The following is a 12,044-nucleotide window of genomic DNA, read 5'->3' on the forward strand; positions in this document are numbered from 1 at the left end:
CAAAGAAAAATAGAGGACCGCCTCGGGTGAGGCGGTCCATTGTTGTCGCTAGAAAGTGGACTTCGGTTCGTTGTCGTTGATTTCAACGGTGAAATCTCCGGCCTTGATGGCGGCAGCGGTCTCTTCGACCTTGGCCTTCACTTCGGCGGGAATCTTGGCGTCGAATTCGTAGAAGGGAGAGAGGGATGCGCCACCCTTGGCCATCATGGTGAAATCACGGTAGTCCTCGGCAGTGAATTTGCCAGCCTTGACCAGCTCGATGGCGTGGTTGATGGCGGGCTCCATGTGCCACAGGGCAGAGGCAACAACGACGTCCTTGCCGTTCTCTTCCTTGTTCATGTCATTGACGTTACCAAAGGCGATGATGCCTTTTTCGCGGGCTGCATCAACAACACCGGCGCGCTCGGCGTAGAGCACGTCAACACCGGATTCGACCTGAGCGTAGGCAAATTCCTTGGCTTTCGGCGGATCGTACCAGGAGCCGATGAAGGAGACCTTGAACTCGACTGCGGGATTGACGGACTTGGCTCCGGCCATGAAGGCATTGAAAAGACGGTTGACTTCACCGATGGGGTAGCCGCCGACCATGCCGATTTTGTTGGTCTTGGTCATTTTACCGGCGATCATGCCCATCAGGTAGCACGGCTCGTGGATGTAGTTATCGAAGACGGAAAGATTGGATCCGCGAGGACCGAAGGAATCGCCCATGAGGTACGCGACTTCAGGGTAGTCCTTGGCAACTTTGGTGACATCGCGGGAAATACCGAAGGCTTCACCTACGATCAGGGCCACACCTTTTTCGGAGTACTCACGCAGGACGCGGATGTAGTCGGTGTTGGAAACCTTTTCGGAGTAGACATACTCGATTTCACCGGCGTCAGCGGCCTTCTGAAGGGCCTTGTGCAGACATGCGTCCCACTTCTGCTGAATGGGCTGCGTGTAGATGCCCGCTACCTTGATTTTGTCCCCGGCCATGGCTGAGCCCGCAAACATGGCAACCGCCAGGCAGAGCGCAGCAGCGATGATCATAAACCGTTTCATCTGGAATCCTCTCTCTTGATTTGAGTGATACAATGAGTGCCGCAGAACCTGAAAAGCGCGGCCCGTCATGAAGTGCAATGCTAATGCCAGAAAACCTTTCAGGAGTAAACAACTAGCGATACCAAGATGAAGCTGAGGAGAGGTCGCGTACGGGTAAGTCGGTGTGCTGGTGAAAGATTACAATTTTGAAATCCTTGTGTAGCCGACGTCTGCGTTTTTTACAGGAATGTGACTTGGTAAACTCTGCATGTATTACTATATTATTATGCTGCCGATGCGCCAGACATTACTTGCACCTTGCCGTACTTCACAGCTTCGGCCTTTTCCTATATGAAATCATGCATTGTTTACGGGAGATCGAAATTCTCCATATTTTCAACGGCTGCATGGATCAGCCCAACCCAACTACCAAAGGATTCAGGTCGCTCAATGACCACAAAAGCACGTGCTGTTTTCTGGGATATGGATGGCACCCTCATCGATACCGAAGACCTTCATTATGAGGTTATTCGCGATTGGTGCGCAAAGTTCGGTTATGAACTCACACTTGAGGCGAATGACGAATTGATTGCCAAGACAATGCCTGAAAAATGGCAAATTCTGGCACCACGGGTCGATTCCTCGGCAACGGAAGCGTTGTTTCGTCGCGAATGCGAGGATTGGTATATTGAACGACTGACAGCCGACAAGGGACTGGACCGCGCCCTGAAGATTGTCAGAAAGGTTGCCGAGCGCGGCATCCTGCAGGCATGTGTCTCCAATGGAGAGCATGAAGTCGTGAAAGCCAATGTCGAGATTCTCGGTTTGAGCGATGTGTTTTCTTTTCTGGTGACAGGCGGCAACTGCGATCCGGGCAAGCCCGCTCCCGATCCATACCTGATGGCTGCCAAGCAGGCCGGCTTTGCGCCGGAAGAGTGTATTGCCGTGGAGGACTCTGCCGTGGGAATGGCTGCCGCACGTGCCGCAGGGTTGATCCTCTGTGGCTGGCCGCATGATCCGAGCGGTGAGTTCGATGTGGATTACCTGCTCAAGACAGGCGAGGAATTCCCCTTCGATCTGCTCGATTAATCCGGGTCATTCATACAGAAATAAAAAGGCGCTGCTCCGATTGGAGCAGCGCCTTTTGTTTGAGTATGTAGTGCGTCTAGATGATGCGTTCGCGAACCTTGGTGACAAAGATCTCGGCAGCAATGACGATGGTGAAGATGCACAACAGGATAAGGGAGACCTGATCCCAGTTGAACAGGTTCATCGCCGTGTCGAGTGCTACACCGATACCGCCGGCACCGACCAGACCGATGACAGAGGATTCACGGACGTTGATGTCCCAGCGGAAGAGAGTGATTCCCCAGAACGCGGGGGCGACCTGCGGCCAGTATCCTTTGAGGATGATGGTCGGCCATGGTGCGCCTGCAGCCTTGAGAGCCTCAATGGGGCCGGGATTACATTCCTCAAGGGCTTCGGCGAGCAGCTTGCCGCAGAAACCGATGGAGCGGAATCCGATGGCCACGGTACCCGCAAGGGCGCCGGGACCGAAGATGGCCACGAACAGAATTGCCCAGACCAGCGAGTTGACGGAACGCGAGGAGACGAGAATCAGTTTCGCGAACCAGTTCAGCGCCGGAATCTTGGTGATGTTGCTGGCAGCCATGAGCCCGACCGGGAACGCCATGAGAAGTGCCAACACAGTACCGAGAGTGGCGATATTGAGCGTTTCGATGAGCGCGTCATGAACGCCGACGGCATAGTGCGCGGTATCAATGGGCCACATGCGTGTGAACAGATCGGCGATCTGTGTGGGGGCGTCATACAGGAACTCCGGTATGATTTCCACGGTCCGCATGGAAGCGACAAGAGCCATGACTGCACCGAGGTAGACGGCGAATCGTGCCAGCCGTTGGGCAGGGGTGAATCGTTGCCATTCGTAGTGCTTAGTCATTGAACACCGCCTTGATCCGTACGGCCAGGAATTCACTGATCATGATCAGGCCGATGATGGACAACAGGATGGCGCACAGGAAGTCATAGTCGTAGCGCTGGAACGCAGCGAACAGGGTGCCGCCGATACCACCTGCGCCGACAATGCCGACCATGGTGGAGTTACGCATGTTGGCGTCGAACTGGTAGGTGGCGAAACCGATGAATCGGTTCAGCACCTGGGGCATGACTGCGTAGATGAGCACACTCATGAAGGGTGCGCCTGCAGCTCTGCATGCTTCGACAGGCTTCAGCGAAATCTCTTCGATTGCTTCGGCAAAGAGTTTGCCGATGAAGCCGATGGAAGCGAAGATGAGCGTCAGGATACCTGCCATGGGGCCGAAGCCGACTGCCTTGACGAACAGGATGGCGAAAATGACAGGGTGGAAGGAGCGGCAGACGCAGATGACGGTGCGTGCAGGCCAGGTGGCCCACGGCGGCATCAGGTTGCGCGCTGCCAGAAGTCCGATGGGAAGCGAGAAGAGAATACCAAACGCTGAAGCGATGACAGCGATTTCTATGGTTTCAATAAGGTTGCCTACCAGGAGTTTCCACCGCTCGAAGTTGGGGGGAAACAGTTCTCCGATGAACTTGGCGCCATTGCCGAGCCCCTCAACAAAACGCGTCCATGATATATCCAGAGCGGAGATAGCATAGGCTGCGTATATCAGAACAACAAGCCACCCGACACGGGCTAGCCAGTTGGTCTGAAAGGGGCGCCGTTTTACAGCGGTTCGGGGGGTCATACCAGCCAGTCCTCCCCACCGTAGATGGCCTTGAGGTGCTCATCCTTGAGTTCTTCGGGCTTGCCGTCAAACACGACATGTCCTTCACTCATGCCGATAATGCGATCGGCGAATCGTTTGGCAAGGTTGACATCATGGATGTTGATCAGCAACGGGATGTCTTGGTCAGCGGAAAATTCGTTCAGCAGTTCCATGATCTCGACAGAGGTCTTGGGGTCGAGCGAAGAAGTGGGCTCGTCCGCCATGATGATGTCGGGGTTCTGCATGACGGCGCGTGCGATGCCGACGCGCTGACGCTGACCGCCGGACAGGCTGTCTGCGCGTGCAGTGGCGAAATCGCCCAGACCGACCTTTTCGATAAGCTCGAAAGCGCGATCAATGTCTTCCTGGTGATACTTGCGAAGCCATGCACGCCAAACCGAGGTGAATCCCAGGCGGCCACACAGAACGTTCTCAATCACTGAGAGCCGTTCGACCAGATTGAACTCCTGAAAGACCATGCCGATGTAGTGGCGGGCCTGGCGAAGTTCTCTGCCGGACAGCTTGGTGATGTCACGACCGGCGATAAGGATCTCGCCACCTGTCGGTTCGATCAGTCGGTTGATGCAGCGCAGCAGGGTGGATTTACCAGTACCGGAAGGGCCGATGATGGCAACGGTGCTGCGTCCGGACACTTCAAAGGAGATACCTTTGAGAACCTGTGTTCCTGCAACATATTCCTTAACGACATTATTAACGGTAAGGGAACGGGAGGTTGCCCCCCCATTCCCATTATTGCTTTGATTAGTCACAGTATGCTTACTTCTTTTTCTTGGCGGCTTCTTTGGCTGCCATGGCTTCCAGTCCGGCCTTGTTGTAGCTGGTGCCGGTGGCGTCAGCGATGTCACGGATTACCTTCCAGTCAACCTTGTAGGTGATGGGGTAGAAACGGTCGGCACCCTTGAAGGAGTCCTGCATGCTCTTGGGGAAGCGGTAGGTCATGAAAGCGCCGATGATCTTCTGGGCGAGTTCAGGACAGAGCTGGCTGGAGATACCGAAGGAGGAAGTGGGGAACTTGGGGCTGCGCCAGATGACACGGAGAGCGTCCTTGTCCACACGGCCGGCTTCGATCATGCGATCATAAACGTCGGAAGCAACAGGAGCTGCATCGTAGTCGCCGTGAACAACGCCGAGGATGGACTGGTCGTGCTTGCCGGAGTAAACAACGGTGTAGTCCTGGTCAGGTACGAGACCCAGTTCGGGGAACAGAGCGCGAGGAGCGAGGTTACCGGAGTTGGAGGAAGCGGAAGTGTGAGCAACTTTCTTGCCCTTGAGGTCCTTCATTTCCTTGATCGGGCTGTCTTTCTTGGTGACAACGACGAGGTTGTAACCCTGGAAGCCATCAGGGTAACCCTTGACAGCGATGGGTACGTAACCAGCGAGGTTGACGGCAAAGCCGGTGGGGCCAGTGGAGAAACCAGCAATGTGCAGCTTGCCGGAACGCATGGCTTCAACTTCAGCAGCGTTGGACTGAACGGTGTAGTAGATCACTCGCTTGCCGGTGACGTTGCTCAGGTATTCCTGGAAGTCGGCAAATGCGTCTTTGTAGACCGCAGGATCTTCAACCGGGGTGTAGGTGAATACCAGCGTGCTGGGATCCTTACAGTTATCAGTGGCGAAATCGGCAACCATGTCGCCATCTTTGTCAGTGTACATCTCATCCAGCACGGCAACTTCACCGGCAAAGGCGGTCGCCGACAAGGCCAACATAAAGACGAGTGCGAGAAAGACCGTCAACCGTTTCATAACAAACTCCTGCAATGTTAATGATGTGATTTTGTGAAGGGTCTGCCGTCCAGACACCTTCATCTCACGAAAACGTATCGGTCCTGTACCAGATGAAGTGAGACCTCTGCGCATCCCCTTTTCGCGTCCGTGCCTTGCGCTCCGCACCCAATTTGATGTTCTGACCGCACCCCAGCTTGGGCTCATTCCCGGCCTTTTCCTGCCATTTCTGGCCGAAATGCCGGATTTTGGACGCACCTCTCCCTTCAGGCTCGCGCCAGTCGAACAGCTTTTTTCAAATTGAACGCCATGGCGAGGATGTGGAACTCTCCCTCCACCTTCTCACGACCCACGTATCGGGACCGAAAGAATGCGTAGCCACGTTTGAGTGTGCCGAAGGCCCGCTCGACTATTTGCCGAATGCTGCTGATGTCACGGTTGCGGGTCTTTTCGAAGTCTGTCAGCCTGCCGCCACGAGGCGTCTTGTCCATGGTTCCGTCCTCCAAATCGCGATCAAACAGAATGTCCCGGTTCTTCCCGCTGCAATAGCCCTTGTCCGCATAAACCCGTGCGCCGGGATCAAGGCCGACGCCATTCACGAGCCGCTCGAATTCGCCCGTGTCCGAATGGTTCGCGGGAGTGATGTGACCACAGAGCAGAAACCCGTCTCGACTGTCCGTCGCGGCATGGAGCTTGTAGCCGTAATAGGCCCGATTTCTCTTGCGGAGCCAGGCCGCCTCCTCGTCATCCGAATAGCTGACCCGGCAGTCCACCGGCCCATCCTGTTCTTCGGCGTCCTCGGAACGGTCCTCAGGCATCACGTCGATAACCTTGCGCGGCCGCCGCTGCGACTCGACTACCGAGGCGTCCACCACGGCTCCCTCACGGACAAGAAGCCCTTGTCCTTCAAGCTGGCGGTTAAGCATGTCGAGCAAGGAGTCCAGCACCTTCAGGCGGATCAAACCGTTACGGAAACGGCATATGGTGGTCTCGTCCGGCACGTCGTCCTCGATGGAAAAACCGGTAAATCTGACAAAGGAGAGCCGGTCGAGCAGCGCCTGCTCCACGCCCGGATCACTCAGGTTGTACCAACGCTGCAAGAGCAGAATCTTGAACATCGCCAGAGGCGGATAGGCGGGATTGCCCACGGCGTTGGCCTTGCGCCTGATCTTCTTGCACAGAAAGGCGTTGATGGGCTGCCAGTCGATGAGTTCGTTGATCTCATCCAGAAATGTGGTCTTGGTTCTGCGGTGCCCCAGGAAGTAATCACCCAACCGAGGTCCTTTCTGCCGAATAGCCATGCCTTCCTCCTTTGGATGGAGAAATAATAGCATAATAAATCAAATAGTTAAAGAGTAAAAGTGTGGGATTTGCCGTGCAGAGGTCTCGAAGTGTATTGGATCAATCTGTTTGCTTGGTCAGGGGAAATACTATCATTAAATTATAATGATGCTTTACCACTGAAAATAAAGACAAAATTTCAATCCCATTTTCCCAAAGTCGATAAGTAAATAAATTCCATACTAAAATTGTCGGTAATCACAGAGCGTTCGTTGCTTTTGGGGAGGGCCCTTCAATATGTGGAAAAGGCTCCTGAAAATAAAAAGGCCGGCAGCCAACATGGTGATTGGCTGCCGACCCGAATGGGTGGAATATGGGTGTGGACTAATCGGTCTTCAGCTTTACCCAGTAAGCGTCATAGATTTTCATGGCCTCGCCAATGTAATCCTGAAACTCGCCCCGGGCAGCAACTTCTTCCGAAGGATAGACGATGGGGTTGTTACGCACCTCTTCAGGCAGGAAGTCCAGTGCCTTGGCGTTGGGGGTTGAGTAGCCCATCTCGGTGCTGATCAATGCGGCAACGTCCGGGCGCATCAGGTAGTTCAGGAAAGCATGTGCTTCCTCGATGTTTTTTGCTCCCTTGGGGATGCACAGGGAATCCATCCAGAGGCTGAATCCTTTTTCCGGGTAGATATAGGTGATCTCCGGGTTTTCCTGGTTGGCGATGTATGCTTCGCCGTTCCAGACAACGCCAACAAGCACCTCGCCGGAGAGCAGCGCCTGTTTGGGAGAATCCGAATCAAAGACGCGAACCATGGGAATCAGCGACTTGAGCTTCTGGTACGCCTCTTCAAGACGAGCCGGATCTGTCTCGTTGAGCGAATAACCAAGGGACTTCAGGGCAAGGGCAAAGACGTCCCGCGGGTCGTTGGGCAGCAGGAGCCTGCCGTCCATTTCGGGTTTCCACAGGTCATCAATGGAGTTGACGGCCCCCGTGCCGAGCATGCCGGTGTTGACCGCGATGGCGGTGGAACCCCACATGTACGGCAGGGAATACGTGTTGTCCGGGTCAAAGGACTGATTCACGAATTTTGGTGCCAGATTGCCGAAGTTGGACAGCTTGGACTTGTCCAGCGGCAGCAACATGTCCTGACGGCGCATGAGTCCGACATAGTCCGAGGAAGGGACGATGATGTCGTATCCGTCCCCGGCCAGTTTGATCTTGGCGTACATGGCTTCGTTGCTGTCGTAGTTCGACAGGTGAACCTTGATGCCTGTTTCCCGAGTAAAATTCTGAACCACCTCGTCCGGGATGTATTCGGACCAGATGTACAGGTAGAGTTCACCGCTTCCGGCAATGGAAGGGGTGGCCAGCAACATGACGAAAAGCAGAGCCAGTAGTGTTTTTTTCATTGTTATTTCTCCTTGAGCAGTCGCCGCGATAAAAGGACGGCGACTACGGTTATAGCGATCATGATAACGCTGAGCGCGTTGACATCGGGTTTAATGCCCAGACGGACCATGGAGTAGATTCTAAGCGGCAGAACTTCATAGGTCGGCCCAGTGGTGAAAAAGCTGATGATTACGTCATCAAGCGATAAGGTGAAGCTCAACAGCCAACCGGCTGCCAGGCCAGGCATTGCCATGGGGATGACGACGCGTCGGAAGAGCTGGTATTCACTGGCTCCCAAGTCGCGGGCCGCTTCAACCACGGATCGGTCAAAACCCCGAAACCGTGAGTAGACGGTCGCAGTCACGAACGGGACGCACAAGGTTATGTGTCCCATGAGCAGTGTCCAGAATCCAAGGGTCAGCCCCGCACTCAGGAAAAGCACCAGCAAAGAGATGGCAATGACGATATCCGGGGACATCATCATGACGAAGACGCTGCTGAACATGGCTCGCCTGCCCTTGAACCGGTACTGGTGCAGCATGAATGCCGCCAGCGTGCCGATGATGCAGGCAACCGTGGCCGAGACCACCGCAATGGTCATTGACCGAAGGGCCGCATCGATCAGCGTGGTGTTCTCCAGCAGCTTGCCATACCATTTCAGGGTGAATCCCTGCCATGACAGCGAGTACTTGGAAGCGTTGAATGAATACAACGCCATCACTCCCAGCGGAAGGTACAGGAAAAGGTACACCAGTCCGGCATAAGCTGTTTTAATGTATTTCATCATATCTTGGCCCTCCTGCCGGAGCGGCGAACACTCTGAAAGTACAGAGCGAGCAATACTCCCATGATCACAGTCATGGCGATGGAAGCCGCTGCACCCATGGGGAGGTCGCGTGCGGTAAGGAACTGGTCGCGGATGTAGTTACCCAGCAGCATGGTCCGTGCTCCACCAAGGATGTCCGGTATGTAGAACATGCCCAGCGCGGGCAGGAATACCAGCATGCACCCCGAGAGAATGCCCGGTGTGGTCAGCGGGATGGTTATCTTCCTGAAGGTAGCCCATCTGCTGGCTCCCAGATCACGCGATGCTTCGATCAGTCGATTGTCGAGTTTTTCCAGCGCGGCATAGAGCGGCAGGATCATGAACGGCAGCAGCGTGTAGATATAGCCGATGAAGATGGCGGTCTCGGTATACATGATCTTGAGCGGCATATCGATGATACCCAGGAACATCAGGGTTTTGCTCAAAATACCGTCTGCCTTGAGGACCGCGACCATGGCGTAGGTGCGAATAAGGGTGTTGGTCCAGAAGGGAATCATGACCAGCAGGAGCATGAGCCGCGCACGCCGTTTTTCGGATCGAGCCACAATGTAAGCGAACGGATACCCGATCAGGAGGCACAGCGCCGTAGCAGCCGCAGCCATGAACAGGGATTCGAGCACCATGAAGCCCAGTGCCGGTTCCAACAGACGCTGATAACTTTCAAGGGTGAAGATCGGTGCGATGAGATCGTCCGGATGACGTTGCAGAAAGCTGACGCCAGTGAGCATCAGGGTAGGCACGGCACCGAAGACGATCATCCAGCAGATGACTCCGCCGATGACAAAACGTTTGAAAAGACGATTATCTTTCATGGGGCAACACCACTTCCCACCCCTCAAACCATCCCACAGCCACGCGGTCGCCAGCGTGGAAGTAGAGGTTCTCGGCATCTTCGTCGAAAAACTCGGAAACGATGATCTGTTTGCCATCATCGAGGGTTATGTCCACATCGTAGGTCGCACCCTTGTAGAAGGTCCGCTCCACAGTGCCTTTGAGCATTGCCTTGGCAAACTTCTCCGCCAGTTCGGGGTCGTCTTCCACTTCGCGCATGACTTCGACCCGGAAATCCTCCGGACGCAAAAGGACATGAATCCTGTCGCCCTCGGAAAAATCACGGTTGGATTTGACGACAACAGGGACTCCGGCCACTTCAGCCTCGTAGGTCGTGTCCTTCACTTCGGTAATGGTTCCATTGAGAACATTGATCTCTCCCACGAAGCGGGCCACGTAGAGATTGACCGGATTCTCGTAGATATCCTTGGGGCTGCCGATCTGTTCGATGACTCCCTCGTTCATCACGACAACGCGATCCGACATGGTGAACGCCTCTTCCTGGTCGTGAGTGACGAGGACAAAGGTGATCCCAAGGGTGCGCTGCAACTCTTTGAGCTCTTTTTGCATTTCTTTGCGCAGGCGGTGATCCAGCGCGGAAAGCGGCTCGTCGAGCAGAAGAACTCGCGGCTTGTTGACGATGGCGCGAGCAATGGCCACACGCTGCTGCATACCACCAGAAAGTTCGGACGGCATGCGGTTGACCATCTTTTCAAGACGGACAAGAGCAAGGGCGGCAGGAACTTCTTTGGCAATGGCTGATTCAGCCATGCCCGCAATACGCAGGCCAAAGGCGACATTGTCATATACGTTCATGTGCGGGAACAGGGCGTAGCTCTGGAAAACGGTGTTTACCGGACGAGATTCAGGATCAAGGCCGACCATTTCTTTACCGTCGATGCGAATGGTGCCGCTGTCGCACTGCTCGAATCCGCCAATGAGTCGGAGAATAGTCGTTTTGCCACAGCCGGACGGCCCCAGCAACGTCAGGAACTCTCCATCGGCTATGGATAATGAAATGTCCTCAACGGCGATGTCGCCGTCAAACGACTTACTGATGTTGGATAATTCTATTACGTTTTCCATTATGAAATATTGCTCTATTAATTGTTATTGGAGGAAAGGCCCGGGTGAGGAGCCGCTTCTGCCCCGAGCGGCAGACGCTTTGCCGCACGTAAACGCTGCTTGAGGAATTCCGTGCCTGGATTGATAGCCGTGTGGGCGAGAATGGCGGCAATCAGTGTTGCAACCAGTATATGCCAGCCTATCGGCTCCTCCCAGTACTCCTCGAAAATGGCGATAGCACTGAAATGCAGAAGGTAAAAGGGGTAGCTTATTTTTCCTATGTCCCTATCAAATCGAGTCACACTGAAGGTTCGGAACACAAATGGAAGAGCCACCAGTGTAACCGCAGGGAGTGCGAACGGCAGATACGGGTCGTCCACATCTCCGACAATAAGGATGACACCTACAAGCATAATGAAACAGAAGTAGTCGATGGCCTGTGACTGCTTAGGCAGGATCCGGTAGTACCGGTATGCCAGAATACCGCACCCGAACAGCCAGAATTCCGTTGGGAAAAAGCGTTTGAAGAAGACGACATCCGCAAGAGGACCCGACATCACGGCTATTTTGGCCAGAAGGCTGATGGCGACAACCCCGCACAGGGTGGAGGTTTTGAGTCGAACCAGCAGTGGGGCCAGCGCATAGAAGACGATCTCAAGCGACAGGGACCATGCCTGAATGAGCGGGGCATGTTTCCAGATGCCGTGACGGCTTGCCTCGACAAAATGCAATCCGCCGTCCGCTGATTGAGCCAGGCTGAAGAGCAGCTCCTGGCCGAATACGCAGGCGGAAGTCCAGAGCATGATGGCAAAGGCCAAAGGATCGGACAGGAGCGACTGCATTTTATCGAGACCGGTCATCGGGTGAATATCTCCGACTGTCAGCAGGGCAACACTGATGGACAAGCCAATGAGGTACATGGGGTACAGCGACAGAAAGCGCCCCCAGTAAAACTCTCTTGACGAGCTGTAAGTAGTGTCCAGTATCAGCGCTATGTAAAAGCCCGAAATGGCGAAGAACGCCAGAACCGCTTCATGTCCGTCAACAACCGGCACTTCCAGAAAGGGGAAGTGCGAGTTGAAGACGGCGATAGCGAGCAGAAGTCGGATGATGCCCATGG

At 54.6% G+C, this 12,044-nt stretch carries 12 protein-coding genes; 1 reads left to right on the forward strand and 11 read right to left on the reverse strand.

Annotated features, from left to right (window positions below; translation table 11 throughout):
* Positions 1 to 48: 48 nt before the first annotated feature.
* Entirely contained in the window at positions 49 to 1,041 is a 993-nt protein-coding gene (locus DPRO_RS17050) for a BMP family protein (protein WP_097013151.1), read from the reverse strand.
* A 429-nt stretch (positions 1,042 to 1,470) separates the two neighbouring features.
* Here DPRO_RS17050 and DPRO_RS17055 point away from each other — a divergent pair, with 429 nt between their 5' ends.
* Complete coding sequence (locus tag DPRO_RS17055; RefSeq protein ID WP_157917539.1) at positions 1,471 to 2,109, forward strand: HAD family hydrolase; 639 nt, start codon at positions 1,471 to 1,473, stop codon at positions 2,107 to 2,109.
* Between the two features lie 76 nt (positions 2,110 to 2,185).
* Here DPRO_RS17055 and phnE (DPRO_RS17060) read toward each other — a convergent pair whose 3' ends face one another.
* The 10 genes from phnE (DPRO_RS17060) to DPRO_RS17105 form a co-directional block, all read right to left on the reverse strand.
* Positions 2,186 to 2,980, reverse strand: a complete 795-nt coding sequence (gene phnE / locus DPRO_RS17060; protein ID WP_097013153.1) for a phosphonate ABC transporter, permease protein PhnE — start codon at positions 2,978 to 2,980, stop codon at positions 2,186 to 2,188.
* A complete protein-coding gene (gene phnE / locus DPRO_RS17065) occupies positions 2,973 to 3,764 on the reverse strand; it encodes a phosphonate ABC transporter, permease protein PhnE (protein WP_097013154.1) in 792 nt (263 codons plus the stop codon). Before phnE (DPRO_RS17065) ends, phnE (DPRO_RS17060) begins: the two co-directional genes overlap by 8 nt.
* The gene (gene phnC, locus DPRO_RS17070) at positions 3,761 to 4,555 is read right to left on the reverse strand and encodes a phosphonate ABC transporter ATP-binding protein (protein WP_097013155.1); all 795 of its coding nucleotides are present in this window, start codon (positions 4,553 to 4,555) and stop codon (positions 3,761 to 3,763) included. Before phnC ends, phnE (DPRO_RS17065) begins: the two co-directional genes overlap by 4 nt.
* A 7-nt stretch (positions 4,556 to 4,562) precedes the next feature.
* On the reverse strand, positions 4,563 to 5,549 hold the full coding sequence (gene phnD / locus DPRO_RS17075) for a phosphate/phosphite/phosphonate ABC transporter substrate-binding protein (protein ID WP_097013156.1): 987 nt from the start codon (positions 5,547 to 5,549) through the stop codon (positions 4,563 to 4,565).
* Between the two features lie 245 nt (positions 5,550 to 5,794).
* A complete protein-coding gene (locus DPRO_RS17080; protein WP_097010253.1) occupies positions 5,795 to 6,862 on the reverse strand; it encodes an IS5 family transposase in 1,068 nt (355 codons plus the stop codon).
* Between the two features lie 331 nt (positions 6,863 to 7,193).
* Positions 7,194 to 8,222, reverse strand: a complete 1,029-nt coding sequence (locus DPRO_RS17085; protein WP_097013157.1) for an extracellular solute-binding protein — start codon at positions 8,220 to 8,222, stop codon at positions 7,194 to 7,196.
* Between the two features lie 2 nt (positions 8,223 to 8,224).
* Positions 8,225 to 8,989: a spermidine/putrescine ABC transporter permease PotC gene (potC, locus tag DPRO_RS17090; RefSeq protein ID WP_097013158.1), complete on the reverse strand. Its 765-nt coding sequence runs from the start codon at positions 8,987 to 8,989 to the stop codon at positions 8,225 to 8,227.
* A complete protein-coding gene (gene potB, locus DPRO_RS17095) occupies positions 8,986 to 9,840 on the reverse strand; it encodes a spermidine/putrescine ABC transporter permease PotB (protein WP_097013159.1) in 855 nt (284 codons plus the stop codon). Before potB ends, potC begins: the two co-directional genes overlap by 4 nt.
* The gene (gene potA, locus DPRO_RS17100) at positions 9,830 to 10,945 is read right to left on the reverse strand and encodes a spermidine/putrescine ABC transporter ATP-binding protein PotA (RefSeq protein WP_162291192.1); all 1,116 of its coding nucleotides are present in this window, start codon (positions 10,943 to 10,945) and stop codon (positions 9,830 to 9,832) included. Before potA ends, potB begins: the two co-directional genes overlap by 11 nt.
* A gap of 17 nt (positions 10,946 to 10,962) precedes the next feature.
* Complete coding sequence (locus DPRO_RS17105) at positions 10,963 to 12,042, reverse strand: acyltransferase family protein (RefSeq protein ID WP_097013161.1); 1,080 nt, start codon at positions 12,040 to 12,042, stop codon at positions 10,963 to 10,965.
* Positions 12,043 to 12,044: the final 2 nt, after the last annotated feature.

Source organism: Pseudodesulfovibrio profundus (assembly GCF_900217235.1).
Taxonomy (GTDB): Bacteria; Desulfobacterota; Desulfovibrionia; order Desulfovibrionales; family Desulfovibrionaceae; genus Pseudodesulfovibrio; species Pseudodesulfovibrio profundus.